A 15,611-nucleotide genomic window follows, 5' to 3' on the forward strand; every position below is an offset into this window, starting at 1 on the left:
AATTACAATCATGAGTGATATTACTGGTGAGTGTTTTTGCGGCTCAATACGTTACCAAGTTAAAGGTGGTCTGCATGATGCGCGTTCGTGCCATTGTTCGCGTTGTCGAAAAGCCTTCAGCGCTCAAGCATCTGCTTATGCTGTGGTACGCGCACACGAATTTTCATGGGTGACGGGCGAACAATTATTAACATCCTACGTGGGAGAGCATGGTTTTGGTCTTCAGTTTTGCTCCAAGTGTGGATCTACCTTAACGGGTGTTTTTAAGGACCAAGTTCACGGCGTTACTCTGGGGTGTGTGAATGGCGACCCCAAAGTATCCATTAGTCGGCATATATTTGTGGGTTCTAAAGCCGCTTGGGAGTTGATACCTGAAGGTGTCGTCCAATTTGATGAAATGCCCCCAGTATAAACCTGTAGTGCTGACCTTAAGGAAATAGTAACAACGATCATGATTAGTCTTCGAGAATTTCAGTTAGAGGATGCTCCGCACCTTCTTAGAATTTTAAACACCCCTAGTGTTGTCAAATACCTTTCCAGCAAAATCCCTTATCCTTATACCGAGCAAGATGCGCAATGGTGGATTGTTACGGGTAGTAAACAGGGGATAGTCAAAGCGATTACCGTTAATGGTTTATTCGTTGGCTGTATTGCCGCCAGTCGAGGCGAGTTTGAACACCGACGCAGTGCTGAAGTCGGCTACTGGATATCCGATGATTATTGGCGTCAGGGGATTGCAAGCCAAGCGATGAAGGACTTAAGTGATTTGGTATTTGAAACTAGCGATATTGTAAGACTGTTTGCTAGCGTTTTCTCGCCGAATAAGGGGTCCATGGCTGTTCTGGCTAAATGTGGCTTTGAGCTTGAATCTATACAAAAAATGGCGATCTTCAAACATGATCGATTTTACAATGAACACATTTATAGTTTAATAAAAGCAGTGCCTTAGCGAGTGTGCTTTTTAAACAACGCACAGACTACATACTAAGACCAATATCAAAGGATGTCATGGAAGCTTTGCACCGAACTATTCAAACGGTAGTGAATGAGGGAAACGAACAGGCTTTTTCAGTCTATAGCTCTGTTAAAGAGCAAAAGCTGTTAAATGTTCCCATTGCTAAGCCGCTACTAATTGTAGTTTTAAAAGGTGATAAAGAATTAGATAGAGCGGGGGGCGCAACCTGTCACGCCGGTGAATTTGTTTTTTTCTCAGCCAGTCCAGCGATTTATATGCGTAACATCCCACAGGATAAAAGCTACTTTGCGCTTCTTATTGAATTTGATTTTGAGGACTTTGACGGTCTTGAGCTTAATATCTCGACGTCTCGTGATTACTATATTGGTAAAACTACAGCGGCTCTAGAGCTGTGCTTAGAGCAATTTGTGCAAAGTGGTCGCTGGGCTCCCAAAGCATTATGGTCGGCACGTAAAAGAGAGATTATTTCCTTGTTATGTCATCTTGGCCACAGCGAAATCTTGTCGTTATTAGGCAGTCCGCAGTTAAAAGACACCTTACATAATATGTTCGTGGATAAACGTTTTTTGGACATCGGTACCGACAGTATTTGTGATGCCATAGCGATGAGCGAGTCAACACTGCGCCGGAAATTAAAGCTTGAGGGTACAAATTTACAGGCAATAAAAGACCAAGCTAGACTTGGCCTTGCTTTACATCTGCTACAAAGCACTGCTCTGCCTATTGGTAGCATCGCTAGCGATTGTGGTTATCAATCCCAGTCCCGATTCACCCAACGTTTTAAGCATCGCTTTGGTTTGACGCCCTCAGAGCTAAGAAATACAAAATGACGGATTTGGGCAAAAAGATGATTGTTTTGGTGCTAATTATCGAGTTCTGAAGTGGCTAAGCTAAGTATTCAATTATGGACAATTAATTAGGAATACTATGTATCGCACACTTAAGATTTTATCTCTCATGACGCTGAGCGTTTCGACTTTAGCTATTGCTACTCCCTTTAGCTTATCGAGTAATGATATCGCGCAGGGCGAGTACATGAGCAAAGCGCAAGAGTTTCAGGGTTTTGGATGCTCTGGCGACAACATTTCTCCGCAGCTAAGTTGGTCTTTAGCACCAGAGGGGACCAAAAGTTTTGCCATCACAGCGTTTGACCCCGATGCACCTACAGGCAGTGGTTGGTGGCATTGGCAAGTGGTGAATATACCGAAGCATATTTCGCAGTTGTCTAGTGGCGCAGGAGACGCGGCCAATAGTGAAATTCCAAGTGGCAGCACCCAGATAAGCAATGACTATGGTAGCCAGGCGTATGGCGGTGCATGTCCACCCATTGGTCATGGGGTACATCGCTATCGTTTTACCGTACATGCACTTTCGGTAGAGACACTGGAACTACCTAGCGACGCTTCAGGTGCTTTAGCTGGTTATATGATTAATGCCAATACCATCGCGTCGAGTTCAATAGAGGCCTTATATAAACGCGAGTAATAGGCTCGTTTTTATTGGCTAGAACAACGCTAATGCACCCAGCAACACAGCTCAGTTGAGCTGTGTTTTCTCATCTTCTAATACGTCAATGTGGGTTAAAATTACTCGCGTCTATCATCCTTTTATTGAAAGCCGATATTTTGCTCATTTAGACCATTGCTGGCCTGAAAGCTGCTACTATCGCGTTAGGTTTCCAGTAAAGTTTTAACCAATAAGTCATTATAGACATGGAGTGTTATTTTGATTACCTGCTATTTGAACTACGAGATTGATCCTTATAAATGTGCTGAGTTTGAACACTACGCTAAGTTGTGGATCCCACTTGTAAATAAATTTGGTGGCCAGCATCACGGCTATTTTTTGCCATCAGAAGGTGCTAGTAACAAAGCCCTAGCTTTGTTTTCGTTCCCCAGTTTAGCTGCTTACGAAGAATACCGGACTTTATCGCTATTAGATAAAGCGTGTATTAGCGCGTTTAACTATGCCGAAGAGACAAGGTGCATTATTAGTTATGAACGAAGTTTCTTTCGTCCTCTATTTGACTAAGTGTTATTCACACTAAGCCTCGGTAAATATTGAGATAGCGAACTAGTTTCAGTCGTTATAGTAATGTTGCCCCCTTTGTTTATGATTTTATTTAATTAACCAAGGTTCGTTATGACCCTAGAAAGGTGGCTTGCATTTGTAATAGCAACTTCTATTCTGACACTGATACCTGGTCCTTGTGTAGTATTGCTTATAAGCCAAGCTTTGACGCGCGGGGTGGCTGCGTCTTTGATGTGTATTTTTGGAGACATTGTCGGTGGGGCGGTCCTTATGATGCTTTCATTGCTTGGTGTTGGCGCTATTCTTGCGGCATCTGCGACATTATTCGCAATCTTTAAATGGTTAGGCGTATTTTATATGGCCTACCTTGGTTACTGTCAAATTCTAGAGGCCAAGAACACCAAAGCGCAGTCTGCGGATTGTAGAACGCAGGCTCTAAACATGGGCAGTTTTAAAGCGGGTTTTATTGCATCCTTACTTAATCCAAAAGCGATTATTTTTTATATGGCGTTTCTATCCCAATTCATGAACGCTGACAAAGATCCCTTGCTTCAGTTTTCTATACTAATCCTTACTTCGTCGCTGGTGACAGGGCTTGTTTTAGTCGCCTACGCGCTGCTAGCTTCAAGTGCTCGCGCCCTTTTTCAAAGTGAGCGCTCTAAACAATATTTCAGTTATTCAGGGGGGAGTTTTCTAATCGGCAACAGTGTATTTATAGCCAGTACGGCCAAATCATAATATTGGAAGGGATGATGAAATATAAAGCGATCAAAGCCTATTCTGATGCTCCTCAGCAGCCAATTGTTGTTCAAAGGGGGGAAGTACTAGAATTTATTGAAGCGTCAGATCCCAATGGCGATTGGCCAAACTGGGTTTATTGCCAAGGTATAGACAAGCAAGGCTGGGTTCCAAAGCAGATTTTGAAGCTCGATGACTCATTGGTCACCTGCATGCAGGACTATAGTGCTAAAGAACACAATCTTGAAGTAGGCGATATTCTGTTGGGTAAAGATAGCTTGAATGGATGGGCATACGCGGCAAAACAGGACAATTGCGACATGTTTGCTTGGGCTCCCTTAAATTGTCTTGAAGAACTGTAATTCCTTAAGTCCGTCACCCAAAGTAAGTCATTGATTCATATCTATTGATGCTTTATAAGGAGATAACGAGGGTTAGTAACTGAGCTTCACAACGTCTAAAATCACAGACTTACTAACATGGTAAGCAGCGACAAAGGATAAGGAAAACTAAATGGACTTACATTCAATTGCCCTATTTGTAGTGGCTTCTCTGGCTTTAAATCTTATCCCTGGCCCAGATGTAGTTTATATAGTATCCAATACCATGAAAGCTAACTTCAGAGCCGGGATAATGGCGGCTTTAGGTTTAGGGCTTGGTTATTTTGTTCATACCTTGGCGGCTGTACTGGGTTTGTCTGCTTTAATTTTAAGCTCAGCTATAGCATTTGGTTTTATAAAGTATCTGGGGGCTGCGTATTTACTGTATTTAGGTCTATGCGCAATTAGTAATATGCTTAAAGGAAGTTCTTCCTTTTCGATACCCAACAGCTCTACGTCTGAGCGCGGTGTGTTCAAACAAGGGCTTATTGTTAGTATTCTTAATCCAAAAGTGGGCTTGTTTTTTCTTTCGTTTTTACCACAATTTGTTGACCTATCTAGTGATACAGCCAGCGGACAACTGTTATTGCTCGGGCTAGTTTTTACAGCTTTAGCCACAGTTTGTAACTTACTCTATGCTCTTGTCGGAAGTTTGCTATTTAGTAATCCTAAAGTGTCAGGCTATGCTCGTTGCATTGAGGGCTGCTCTGGTGCATTACTAATTGGTTTGGCTGGCAAAATAGCGTTTAGCAAATCGGTGTGAATTGTCAAAGTACACGACCCATAGCCATCAAACTAATCCAAGTCAGTGAAGCGCAGTTCGCGCAGCTAGATGCATCTGCAACTATGTTCAGCAGCTATAGGGTTCATCAAGAAGCGCTACCTCCAGCTCATGTATTAGCGCGCGCTTCTAAGTTAGTTGAGCAGGGGGCAGCGGCACGGTGGGCCTACCCCTACTTAATCGTCACTGACACTCACGTTGTCGGTAGCTGTGGCTTCAAGGGGCCAGCGCAAAGCGGACAGCTTGAGATTGGTTACAACGTAGCACCTGATGCGCGAGGTCGAGGTGTGGCAAGTGCAGCAGTTAATCTGTTGACTGGTCTGGCATTCAGTAGTGGCGAAGTAAGCGCGGTGGTGGCCCTGATTGCTCCAGAAAATAAAGCATCGCTACATGTGATTGCGAATAACAATTTCCACTACCAAAACGATGTGATCGATAGCGATGGCGAAGCACTACAATGTTGGCAACTCAAACGATCACCAACGGGTGTCTGCTAAATACAAGGTATATGGCTAGTTATCAAAGGGTATTCCTTTTGACATTCAATTAGGAATTTTATTGATGAAGCAAAGAATTACAGGCTTTGATTTGGCCAGAGCCTTGGCTATTTTTGGTATGGTAATTGTTAATTTTAAAATTGCCATGCAGGCTGAATCTGGCTCGAAATTTTTGTTGTGGTCCACCGCTTTATTGGAAGGTCGTGCGTCAGCGTTGTTTGTTATGTTGGCAGGTATTGGCGTGAGTTTATTGCTTCGACGTGGTATGTCCGGAAGGCGCTCCGAGCTGCTGGCATGCCGTCGTTCTTTGGTCAAACGTGGCCTCGTTCTCATTGCATTGGGGCTGTTATTTATCCCCATCTGGCCAGCAGACATTCTACATTTTATGGCTTCTATTTTTTGTTTGCAGCAGCTGTATTTAATTTAAAGCCGCGTCAATTACTGTTTATTACAGTGCTCCTAAGCCTACTTTTTCCGCTGTTATTGCTGGTCTTCGATTATGAGAAAAACTGGGACTGGGACTCATTAAGCTATCAGAACTTTTGGAGTTTGGATGGCATGATACGGCATGTTCTATTTAATGGTTTTCACCCCGTGATTCCTTGGGCCGCGTTTTTAGTCTTCGGAATGTGGCTAGGTCGTTTAGATTTAGGCCAACCCAAAATACGTATTCGCTTGCTACTCGTCGCAAGTCTAAGCTTGTTGCTTGTCGAGTTCAGTTTTTCTCAGTTAAGACAATGGCTTGGAAACGGGGATGTTTGGGCTATGAAGAGCGAAGAAGTCACTTTTCTATTCTCGACATCAATGATTCCACCCCTGCCACAATACCTTGTCTCAGCTGGAAGTTCAGCGCTTCTAGTCATTGTCATTTGTTTGTATATATCGCAATTATTTGCGGGTAATAGGCTGGTGACTTGGCTATGTCAAACTGGGCAGCTGTCCTTGAGTATTTATGTTGGGCACGTTATTTTTGGCCTAGGCGTGATTGAAGCTATGGGTCGACTGCAAAATCAGAGTATTGAGTTTTCGCTTATCTGCTCGGCCTTATTTTGTGTGGTTGCGCTTGGACTTAGCGTGTTGTGGCTAAGGTTTTTTAAGCGGGGCCCACTGGAGTCAGTGTTTAGAAAATTTGTCAGTTAGCAAACTAACTCAAACATGTTGAATCGTTTTAAGTCATCAGAAGTGGGTTGTGCGCATTCGCAATAAATTCGAATGTTCTGCCTACATATTGTACTTGATTAGGCAAATTTCCATGCTAGCTACATGATAGTTTGGTAGAAGACCTTCTAAAAGTTGCCCTGCGGATCGTTTAAGTCGTCGGTAGAAACTTAGCTAATGCAACCGGGTAGTGTCGCAGTCTTGCTATGACAATTGCTCGTTGCTCGATTTGTTCTGCGTTTAAAGCACAATCTAGGCATGGAGGATTGGTTTGCAACTCTAAACCTAGTTCCCCGGCGATTGCATCGGCTACGGCGAGCGCTGAATTCGCTTTTACGATTTCAGCCCGTGCGTAAAACTCACCAGCAAACGAAACATCAGCCGCGCGTAGTTCTGCGTCGTCACCAGGAATTTGCTGCGCACCAAATAGAGGTTTCCCAGCCACTTTGGCTTGGCTAAAGGCCGGTAAAAATCGACTAATGTGGTCAATTGCTCTTTGGCTGCGCTGTTCAATCACCGCTTGCGGCCAACCATGACTCAGTTTGTGTTGTAGTTCGGCTGAAAGCTGTGGTTGAGCACTGCTAAGATTGCTTGTGACTAAGCCACCTTTGAACAGGGTAATGTCTTCAGTCATACCGTGCAGCTGAATATGTTGCTCAGCATAAGGAGTAAATTGGGCCATTCCTTTGGGGGTACCGCGTTGACCATGGAAAATCAGTTCGGGCCAATGTCCAGATACCTGCGGCCAGCGCGCCACGTATGCCGCTTTAAACTCAACCATACGCTGACGAGAGAATCCGGCCATATCATCAAGTTGCCCACTCTGATATCCGCAAGCGTTAATCAAATAGTCGGCTTCAATATCAAAGGTTTCACTGTGGCGTTGAACTTGGATCTGCCACTGATCTGCATGGCGTTTTAAAGCTATGACTTCAGTATTTAAGTGTAACTCGCAATTTGGGATTTCTTTGAGCATCAACTCGGCACTTGCGGCGAGTCGAAACACACTTAAACCATACTCTTGAACTAAAACTAAAGGCCATTGAACGGAATCGAAATCGAGTTGTTTTGCCAGCTCAATCATCCAATGCTCAGGTTTATCAAGTTGTTGCGGCTGGCTTTGCAGTGCCAGTTGTGACATTTGCTCGCGTGAAAAATACTGAAAATAATCATTAGGGTCGCCAAGTACCCGATTGAGGGGGTCTTTCGCAACTAGAGCAGCGTAGTGTTTGCGCAAAACTTCAAGGCGCTGGCTTAGGTCATTAGGCGAGCCAGAATCATCGATAGGTACCGCGATCACTGTCGGACGGATATTGGCGCAAAAAGGATAGAAACGCAGTGTATCGATTGATTGCTCAAGTAAGGTGATGCATTGCTGTTGGTCTATTTCTCGATATAGATTTCCGCCAGCATGCAGGTGACAGATTGGCGGCCCATTGACAAAACTTGGACCCTTTTCAATCAGTGTTACCTGACATTTATGTTTTTGTGCGAGGCGAAGTGCCAGGGTTACCCCGGCAACACCAGCGCCGACAACAGCTATAGAGCTCGGCTTACTTTTCATCTTTTAGTTTTTTAAGACCTAGGCCTAATTCTCGACCACGTGTTTTAGCAAAATATAGGCAAGCGGTAAAACTTACTAAGGCAATACTTAATTCAACGATTGCCAACCATAGTTCATGATCATTGTTTCCAATAATAGTTGCACTATGGAGTACGTACCACAACAAAATGTAGCATGCCCAAGCATGGGTATAAGCGGTTCCGGCTAAAATTCCGCGCAAGGGGAGTAGCAAAGGGACAAACCACAGCACCAATACAAACCATAAGTTTTGTTGTGGGGATGGCGATATAAACACATGCCAAAGAACTACCCACAGCATTAGTCCGAGGTAGCTCACTAATGCAATGCTACGCCAACGATTGCTCGGAATATCAGATAATTTCAAGAACTTGCTCCGGCGGTCGGCCTATGGCAGCTTTATCACCGTTGGTTACGATGGGGCGCTCGATCAGTTTAGGCGTCGCCAGCATTGCGTCAATTAGTTGCTCTTCAGTTAACTCTGGATTACTTAGACCTTGCTCTGAATACTCGGTTTCTTTGGTACGCATCAGCTGACGAGCGCTTAAACCTAAGGCTTTAAGGACAGACTTTAACTCTGCTTTTGACGGAGGGGTGTCTAAATATTTGATGATTTCAGCTGTTACGCCCTGTTCTTCAAGTAAGGCCAGGGTTTGGCGGCTTTTGGAACAACGAGGATTATGATAGATCCGGATACTACTCATGCTTATTCCTTTAATATATTCAGGAGTTTAAAACTCTTGTAATTTTTGTTCAGCTAATTTGAATTGCTCGATCCGTGCTTCAATACGAGCGCGCTCTAAGGTGGACTCGCTGCGGCTAAACGCACTGTAAAGCTCGTCGATGGCTCGCTGATAATCACTATGTAAGGCAAGGTATTCTGCTCGCGACACATGGCTTTGCGCGGTTTTACCTAAACGCTGTTCGATGGTTCGTCGCTGACTCCAAGCCAATACATTATCCGGATGTTCATGAAGAAACTCAACCAGCAGACTTTCTGCCTGCTCATACTGTTTAGCACTTTGATACGCGACTGCAAGGTTCAAGACCACAACCTGATTGAGCGGAAAGCGTTTATTGGCACGTTCTAAACGTTTGATAGCCTGAGACGTATTGTCGGTAGATAAATCAATGTCGCTAAGTGTATCAAGCAAAAAGAGGTTATTAGGATGACGCGAATCTAAGTCGGAAATTATAGTTTTGGCTTCGCTATAGCGTTCGTTCGCGAATAAGGCCAAGGCCTTCCCATAAAGCGCAGCATCTTTGAGTACAAATTCTTTACGCTCAAGAGCTCGTTCAAAGTGTGACAAAGACGCCTTCGCATCCATGGTCCCATGGCGCACGATAATACGTGATTTAGCAAACTGGTAGTTTAATGAAGGCGGTACATATTTTTGCCCCATTTGATTAGCGCGGGCGCGCGCTTCCGCAACTCGTGTATCGGGCAATGGGTGAGTCACTAGCATTTGTGGAGGTTTACTAGCAAAACGATATTTGTCGGCTAGTTTACCAAAAAAATCACTCATACCTGTTGGGTCGTAACCTGCGTTGGCTAAAGTGCGGATACCAATGCGGTCAGCTTCAAATTCGTTGCTGCGAGTATAGTTAATGGAGTTTTGCATATTTGCAGCAACTGTTGATTGAAATACTGCAATACCGGCTGCCGGGTTGGCTAATCCTAATAGCAGTGCTCCAACCATGCCTGCAATAGTTAGATTCTGATTTGCAGCTTGGTTTTCAATACTACGGGCAATATGCCGCTGGGTTACGTGCGCGATTTCGTGGGCAAGCACCGAGGCCAATTCACTTTCGTTGCTGGCATTCAAGAATAAACCGGTGTGTATCATGACATGCCCGCCTAAAAAGGCGGCAGCATTAATTTCGTCATTGGTGACCATAAAGAATGTAAAGGGCGTGCGAACTTGCTCAGCATTGGCGACCAGTTTGTGGCCTAGCTCATCGACATACTCGCTAAGCACGGGGTCATTGGTCATGCGGCTACCGGCGCGGATTATTCGCATGTAAGCTGCGCCAAATTGTAATTCTTTCTCTATTGATAAAGCACTGGCACCTGCAGTTCCGATTTGCGGGATCTGAATATCCGCTTGTGCGCTAGAAAATATTGAGCTGCTTAAAACAAAGGCGAGTAACAAACTACGAATACGGATCATAAAGCCCAATTGATGATTAATATTGTTGCTGAGCATACTCTGAAATGGGCATGGATACAAAATCTTAAGATTGTGTCTCGTTGCTAAGACTGCAATAATAATTGATATGAATAGACCACGAGAAACGGCCAAGCTTGACCTACAAGGATACCGTTGTCCTTATCCTTTAGTCCAAACCAAACTGCGTTTAAAAACGCTGCAATCGCATGAATGCTTGCTTGTAGTTCTTGATGACCCTAGCTCCTTGCGTGATATCCCTAAATACTTTCGAAGCACTGGCTATCAGGTCATTGAAATTAGCCGAGCTTCAGGCGGCGTAGACGTGTATATTCAAGCTGTTTCCACAGCCAATAACAAAGAGGTAGACAGTTATTCATGTTAGATATTCTTAATCGCTGGTATCGCCAAAAATTTTCCGATCCTCAGGCCGCAGCAATACTTGTCATCTTCTTGCTTGGTATCGTCATCTTCTACTTTTTTGGAAAAGTACTCATTCCGCTGGTGGTTGCCATAGTGATCGCCTATTTATTGGACTGGCCTGTTGAATCTCTCTCTCGTTTCAAAATCGGTCGGAAAGCGGCAAGTAGTTTAGTGTTGTTTCTATTCTTGTTTGTGGTGGTGGTGGCATTACTGTTTTTACTACCAACTATTGTTCGCCAGGGGACAAACTTGCTATATGAGTACCCAGCAATGCTACATAGTGGTCAAGCATGGTTAGAATCCTTACCCGCTCGCTATCCCGAGATAGTAGACGCTAAATTAGTAGAAACCATTGTTAGCAGTGTCCAAGAACGTTTAATGGTCTTGGGGAATGATGTCTTGCGTTGGTCGTTCACCTCAATTGGTAGTTTAGCTAACATCGTGGTCTACGCTATTTTAGTGCCTTTAATGGTGTTTTTTATGCTCGCGGATAAAAAATCACTTCAATCTCAAATTACCCGCTTTTTACCTTCTAATCGCTCGCTATTGACTGCCATTTCTAAAGAAATGAATGGGCAAATCGTAAATTACATCCGCGGTAAAGCGACTGAGATCCTTATTGTTGGTGGCGCAAGTTACCTCGTTTTCGCATTTATGGACTTGCGATATTCTTTATTACTAGCTGTATTGGTGGGATTATCAGTTGTTATTCCTTTCGTTGGGGCGTTTGCGGTAACCATACCGGTGGCGATGGTAGGTTTATTCCAGTGGGGATTTACTGCGCAATTTGGTTATCTCATTTTGGCTTATATGATTATTCAGATACTTGATGGGAATGTATTGGTGCCAATCCTGTTTTCCGAAGCGGTAAATCTACACCCATTGGCGATTGTAATGGCGGTTATGGTTTTCGGCGGGTTGTGGGGCGTTTGGGGCGTGTTCTTTGCGATTCCTTTAGCTACTTTAGTTAAAGCAGTTATAAATGCTTGGCCGCACAATGAAAATTCGGATGAAAACAGCTCAGCAGGCTAGCTGCTGAGCGAAATTGCGAAACTAAAGGCTATCTAAATAATCAATAACGACTTGATGATGGTCTTTAGTTTTAAACTTATCAAAGGTGTGTGCAATGCGGCCTTGTTCATCGATTAAAAAGCTGATGCGATGAATACCATCATATATTTTACCCATAAATTTTTTCTCGCCCCAAACCCCGAACTGCTCGGCAACGCTATGGTCTTCGTCACCAAGCAAGCTGAAGTTGAGACTTTGCTTTTGGATAAAGTTATCTAAGCGTTTACTTGGGTCTGGACTAATTCCCAACACTACAACGCCACGTTGGTCTAGTTCCGCTTTACTATCACGTAGAGCGCAAGCTTGCACGGTACAACCTGGCGTCGATGCTTTAGGGTAAAAATATACCAGCACTTTTTTACCACTAAAATCAGATAGCGCTACATTATTGCCGTTTTCATCAGGCAAGTTAAATTGCGGGGCGATATCACCCGCTTTAAGTGGGGAAACCATAAAACTCCTTGTTGGATAGTTAAAGCTCAGCTTCAAATAATACTGGGTACACTACTCATAAATTCAATATCTTGGGATATAACTTTAAGCTCGAGACATAATTTGGCAAAACCAAGCTCTATGCTTTCGTGGTTTGCCTCTAGGTCTAGCTTAGCAATGAAATGAGCATGCAAATGTTGTTGACCATCATCCATGGTTAAATGCGAATAAAATGACACCATATCCATAGGGTAGTCGTAAATGAATTGGGTAAAGCGGCCAATGATCCCTGGAGAGTCCTTAACAATAAAGCTAAAGCGAGTACTTTCCGGGAAATCTACGCTAGCTCGTTGTTGAGTGCGCTTTATTACCGTCATCAACTCCATTTCTTGAGCTGCGATGGGCAAACGCATTTCTATTTCGGTACGAGCTCGATGGTTACCTGATAAAAACATGACTAGGGTGAATTCACTACCACATAAGGCTACTCGGCTGCTTTCAATATTGCATCCGCAATCACTCACAAGCTGAGTTAGCTGATTCACGATACCAGGGCTATCGTTTCCCACCGCTGTAATGACTAAATGCTGATTCATAAATATCTATGGTGAGGTTTAGAGTGGGTCAAGGATACTTGTTTCAATCTGTATTGGCAAAGCACTAACTAAAACCAATTGCCAGCCGTCTATTGCTTGAGTTTGCTACGCGGTCTCAGTAGTATACGCTGCTATTAATAGTCGTTTTTTGCGCTTTCAAGAAAGGATGCAAAGTGGGAAGTCATTCCATGAATAAAAAGTCACCACTACTACCAAAGCTAGGTGTTCGCTCGGTATTGTTGCTAAGTATCATCACTACGTTAGCAGCGTGTTCTCAGAGTACTCAACAACGACGTCAGGCAGAACGTGGCTTTGATTACTTAGATGTTGAACTTAGCCCTGTACTCATTATCCCTGGCGATGTTGAGCAACCAGGTAAAAATCCTGAATTTGATATTCCTGGTAAATCGCAAGCGGGTTTGATTGGTGCTGGTGTTGATGTTCGGTCTCCAACACAAGTTATACCTCTTGTGTCAGGTAGCCGCGTACAAAACGACCCACAAGGAATCACATTTTGGTTTGATCTCAATGAAGTTGATTCGTTAGACGAAACGATTGATTTTACTGGCCGCTTAATGCGTAAATACCTAGCTAGTCAAAATACAAAAATCCTCAAGGATGACATGGAAAACAATACCATTGAGTCAGACTGGATGATTTTTACCGGTGAAGCTGGGATTTGGCCTCGTCGTAAAACTTTAGAGTCCCAGCAACGTTTCTTATATCGGTTTAAATATGAAGCGAATGGCCGTACTGCTGGGTTCCAAGTTGAATTACTTGAAGCCAAAGAATTACTTGATGGTCAAAACAATGAATTTGTTCTCGATGATTTTGAGCGGCAACGGCTTTCGGTTATCGAACTTAACCGAGTTATTGGTTACTTAAACTCAGAACGTGAAGCCTATAACCTTCGATTAATTGAAGAGCGTGAGCGCCAACGTATTGCCGCTATGAGTGATAGCGATCGGGCTGCCTATTTTGATCAAAGTGTTGGTCTTGATTACGATCGTCAAGGTGGTGGTAACTTTGTCGCTTTGGCTAACATTGACAAAACCGTGAATCGACTACAGCAAGTGTTACCTACCTTAGGCTTTGAACTCGAAGACTTTATTGAAAATGCAGGTAAGATGTACTTGGTTTATGAGAGCGCTAGCGAAGAAACCAACGCACGATATGACTTACAATCCATGGAACTTGACTCAGGAAACTTTGAGTTAACCATTGGATCTAATGGACGAACAACCGTATTAACCTTTGCCGATAACGAAGGCAAGGTATTGCGTGGTAAGTCTCTAGAGTTGTTATATGAAAACTTGCGGATACTCTTAGATAGTGGCGTTGACGACTAAGGCAGCTGACCCATAAATTTAAAGCCAGTCCAAGTTGACTGGCTTTTTTTTGTCTTCAAAATAGAAAAGGAACAAGGAACAAGGAACAAGCAACACATTAACTCTAAGGATGTACAGGGATGAAAACGTGATAAATATACGTGAAATGCAAGATGCAGAGTTTGCCGCATATAGTTGCTATTTTGTCGAAGACTATGCTCGCGATATCGAAGAAAACCAAGGTTACAGTTCAGAAACAGCGATTACGATGGCGAAGGAATCTTTAGATCGCTGTTTTCCAAATAAACTTGAAAGCAACCAACATAGTTTGCTGTGTATTGAATCGATCGATGGTGACAGCCCTGTGTTATGCGGTTACTTGTGGCATAGCATTGACCAAAGTGAAAGTTCTAGCTTCATTTACGACTTTTTTGTTTTCGAAAACTTCCGCGGGCAAGGAATTGGCCGCGAAGCTATAAAAACATTAGAGCAACAACTAAAAAAAGTCGGAATAAATCAGCTTAAACTTAGGGTTGCTTATCATAACCAGCGCGCTTTGAAGTTGTATCAAGAACTAGGTTTTTCTGTGACCGGTTATAACATGTCAAAACAGTTGTAGCGGCCCTAATTACGGACCGCATTAAGCTTATAAACACGGTTTTTTACGCTATTTGTTGTTGCTAAAGCGCTACATAATCGATGCATAGCGCAGGCTTGCACAAGAATTGTTAAACTTAAACTCTCTCGCTAGAACTTAAATTATACTTATCTGGTAGAAAGCATAGCCACTGACCAATAAACCTAAGCAGACGATCATTACCAATTGAGCTGGTGCTTTTCGTTGACTGAAAAGAGGCCAGATCCAAAGCAGAATCGATGCCAAAAAACAGCTAGCGTAAACAATACAGTGCTGAACTAAAAGTTGAGCTTGTTCATGTTGTAATGCAATTACGCAAATGACGACTAAAAGCAGCATACCCAGTACAGCCGCAGCCGCAGGAAGTATTTTATCGAAGGCTTCAATTCGGTATTTGGCCCGTAGTAACATGCAATGCCCAAGTGCCAAACCGGCCGGTAGACCTGCGATACTAGCCGGAAATTGGCTGAAGAGTAATATTGCATAAGCCAAGGCTAGCGGAGCTCCGAAACGCCACCATAGCTTGTTTTCGATGCTACGTTTTTCCTTTAGCTTATTTTTACTCGCACATAACACCCAAGCGCTAACGACGGCAATTACTAAAGGTAGTAGAGCCCACAAAGTAACTGAAGCAGCAAAACCTGCAACTAAGCTAAGGCTTGTGATACTGGCAATAGTTGCCATTTGATTTTGGATTCTAGATTGCTGACCTTTACAAATTTCGCCTCGCTCCAGCAGCAGCATTAGTACTAAAAATGCGCTAAAGCTTAAACCTAAAAGTAAAATGTAAACGCTGTGGTATGGAGAAATCAT

The 15,611-nt window shown here is 43.5% G+C and carries 22 protein-coding genes; 15 read left to right on the plus strand and 7 right to left on the minus strand.

Annotated elements, in window-relative coordinates:
- Positions 1-10 precede the first annotated feature (10 nt).
- The 11 genes from DBZ36_RS12435 (at position 11) to DBZ36_RS12480 (ending at position 6,543) form a co-directional block, all read left to right on the plus strand.
- Complete coding sequence (locus tag DBZ36_RS12435; protein WP_120355270.1) at positions 11-412, plus strand: GFA family protein; 402 nt, start codon at positions 11-13, stop codon at positions 410-412.
- Between the two features lie 39 nt (positions 413-451).
- A complete protein-coding gene (locus DBZ36_RS12440) occupies positions 452-949 on the plus strand; it encodes a GNAT family N-acetyltransferase (protein WP_120355271.1) in 498 nt (165 codons plus the stop codon).
- 59 nt (positions 950-1,008) lie between these two features.
- Positions 1,009-1,806, plus strand: coding sequence for a helix-turn-helix transcriptional regulator (locus DBZ36_RS12445; RefSeq protein WP_120355272.1), 798 nt, complete (start codon positions 1,009-1,011; stop codon positions 1,804-1,806).
- 97 nt (positions 1,807-1,903) lie between these two features.
- Entirely contained in the window at positions 1,904-2,461 is a 558-nt protein-coding gene (locus DBZ36_RS12450) for a YbhB/YbcL family Raf kinase inhibitor-like protein (protein ID WP_120355273.1), read from the plus strand.
- A 240-nt stretch (positions 2,462-2,701) separates the two neighbouring features.
- Positions 2,702-3,007, plus strand: a complete 306-nt coding sequence (locus DBZ36_RS12455; RefSeq protein ID WP_120355274.1) for an NIPSNAP family protein — start codon at positions 2,702-2,704, stop codon at positions 3,005-3,007.
- 111 nt (positions 3,008-3,118) lie between these two features.
- Positions 3,119-3,745, plus strand: a complete 627-nt coding sequence (locus tag DBZ36_RS12460; protein ID WP_120355275.1) for a LysE family translocator — start codon at positions 3,119-3,121, stop codon at positions 3,743-3,745.
- Between the two features lie 14 nt (positions 3,746-3,759).
- The gene (locus DBZ36_RS12465) at positions 3,760-4,107 is read left to right on the plus strand and encodes an SH3 domain-containing protein (RefSeq protein ID WP_120355276.1); all 348 of its coding nucleotides are present in this window, start codon (positions 3,760-3,762) and stop codon (positions 4,105-4,107) included.
- Positions 4,108-4,258: 151 nt separating this feature from the next.
- A complete protein-coding gene (locus DBZ36_RS12470; protein ID WP_120355277.1) occupies positions 4,259-4,888 on the plus strand; it encodes a LysE family translocator in 630 nt (209 codons plus the stop codon).
- Positions 4,885-5,403 carry a GNAT family N-acetyltransferase gene (locus tag DBZ36_RS12475; RefSeq protein WP_120355278.1) on the plus strand — a complete coding sequence of 173 codons (519 nt, stop codon included), beginning with the start codon at positions 4,885-4,887 and terminating at the stop codon, positions 5,401-5,403. Before DBZ36_RS12470 ends, DBZ36_RS12475 begins: the two co-directional genes overlap by 4 nt.
- A gap of 64 nt (positions 5,404-5,467) precedes the next feature.
- Positions 5,468-5,830, plus strand: a complete 363-nt coding sequence (locus DBZ36_RS20700; protein WP_233558132.1) for a heparan-alpha-glucosaminide N-acetyltransferase domain-containing protein — start codon at positions 5,468-5,470, stop codon at positions 5,828-5,830.
- On the plus strand, positions 5,803-6,543 hold the full coding sequence (locus tag DBZ36_RS12480) for a DUF418 domain-containing protein (protein ID WP_233558133.1): 741 nt from the start codon (positions 5,803-5,805) through the stop codon (positions 6,541-6,543). Before DBZ36_RS20700 ends, DBZ36_RS12480 begins: the two co-directional genes overlap by 28 nt.
- Positions 6,544-6,712: 169 nt before the next feature.
- On the opposite strand, the gene DBZ36_RS12485 is transcribed toward DBZ36_RS12480, so the two are convergent.
- The 4 genes from DBZ36_RS12485 to bepA are packed head-to-tail and all read right to left on the minus strand — an operon-like array spanning position 6,713 to position 10,314.
- Positions 6,713-8,125 (minus strand): FAD-dependent oxidoreductase, encoded by a 1,413-nt coding sequence (locus tag DBZ36_RS12485; RefSeq protein ID WP_120355279.1) that lies wholly within the window; start codon positions 8,123-8,125, stop codon positions 6,713-6,715.
- Positions 8,115-8,510 carry a DUF2069 domain-containing protein gene (locus DBZ36_RS12490; RefSeq protein ID WP_233558134.1) on the minus strand — a complete coding sequence of 132 codons (396 nt, stop codon included), beginning with the start codon at positions 8,508-8,510 and terminating at the stop codon, positions 8,115-8,117. Before DBZ36_RS12490 ends, DBZ36_RS12485 begins: the two co-directional genes overlap by 11 nt.
- Positions 8,497-8,847 (minus strand): arsenate reductase (glutaredoxin), encoded by a 351-nt coding sequence (gene arsC / locus DBZ36_RS12495; protein ID WP_120355280.1) that lies wholly within the window; start codon positions 8,845-8,847, stop codon positions 8,497-8,499. The genes DBZ36_RS12490 and arsC overlap by 14 nt, the downstream gene beginning before the upstream one ends.
- A gap of 27 nt (positions 8,848-8,874) precedes the next feature.
- Entirely contained in the window at positions 8,875-10,314 is a 1,440-nt protein-coding gene (gene bepA / locus DBZ36_RS12500; RefSeq protein WP_120355388.1) for a beta-barrel assembly-enhancing protease, read from the minus strand.
- Positions 10,315-10,420: 106 nt separating this feature from the next.
- Between bepA and DBZ36_RS12505 the strand changes: the two genes are divergently transcribed.
- Complete coding sequence (locus tag DBZ36_RS12505; protein WP_120355281.1) at positions 10,421-10,696, plus strand: sulfurtransferase TusA family protein; 276 nt, start codon at positions 10,421-10,423, stop codon at positions 10,694-10,696.
- The gene (locus DBZ36_RS12510; protein ID WP_120355282.1) at positions 10,690-11,766 is read left to right on the plus strand and encodes an AI-2E family transporter; all 1,077 of its coding nucleotides are present in this window, start codon (positions 10,690-10,692) and stop codon (positions 11,764-11,766) included. The genes DBZ36_RS12505 and DBZ36_RS12510 overlap by 7 nt, the downstream gene beginning before the upstream one ends.
- Positions 11,767-11,787: 21 nt before the next feature.
- On the opposite strand, the gene bcp is transcribed toward DBZ36_RS12510, so the two are convergent.
- Complete coding sequence (gene bcp / locus DBZ36_RS12515) at positions 11,788-12,258, minus strand: thioredoxin-dependent thiol peroxidase (protein WP_120355283.1); 471 nt, start codon at positions 12,256-12,258, stop codon at positions 11,788-11,790.
- Positions 12,259-12,290: 32 nt separating this feature from the next.
- Positions 12,291-12,833, minus strand: coding sequence for a glycine cleavage system protein R (locus tag DBZ36_RS12520; RefSeq protein ID WP_120355284.1), 543 nt, complete (start codon positions 12,831-12,833; stop codon positions 12,291-12,293).
- A 188-nt stretch (positions 12,834-13,021) separates the two neighbouring features.
- On the opposite strand from DBZ36_RS12520, the gene bamC reads away from it, so the two are divergent.
- Positions 13,022-14,182: an outer membrane protein assembly factor BamC gene (gene bamC, locus DBZ36_RS12525; protein WP_120355285.1), complete on the plus strand. Its 1,161-nt coding sequence runs from the start codon at positions 13,022-13,024 to the stop codon at positions 14,180-14,182.
- A 127-nt stretch (positions 14,183-14,309) separates the two neighbouring features.
- The gene (locus DBZ36_RS12530; protein WP_120355389.1) at positions 14,310-14,780 is read left to right on the plus strand and encodes a GNAT family N-acetyltransferase; all 471 of its coding nucleotides are present in this window, start codon (positions 14,310-14,312) and stop codon (positions 14,778-14,780) included.
- Positions 14,781-14,915: 135 nt separating this feature from the next.
- Here the strand turns inward: DBZ36_RS12530 and DBZ36_RS12535 are convergent, their stop codons facing one another.
- Positions 14,916-15,611: a hypothetical protein gene (locus tag DBZ36_RS12535; protein WP_120355286.1), complete on the minus strand. Its 696-nt coding sequence runs from the start codon at positions 15,609-15,611 to the stop codon at positions 14,916-14,918.

Origin of the sequence: Alginatibacterium sediminis (genome assembly GCF_003610775.1) — a bacterium.
Taxonomy (GTDB): domain Bacteria; phylum Pseudomonadota; class Gammaproteobacteria; order Enterobacterales; family Celerinatantimonadaceae; genus Alginatibacterium; species Alginatibacterium sediminis.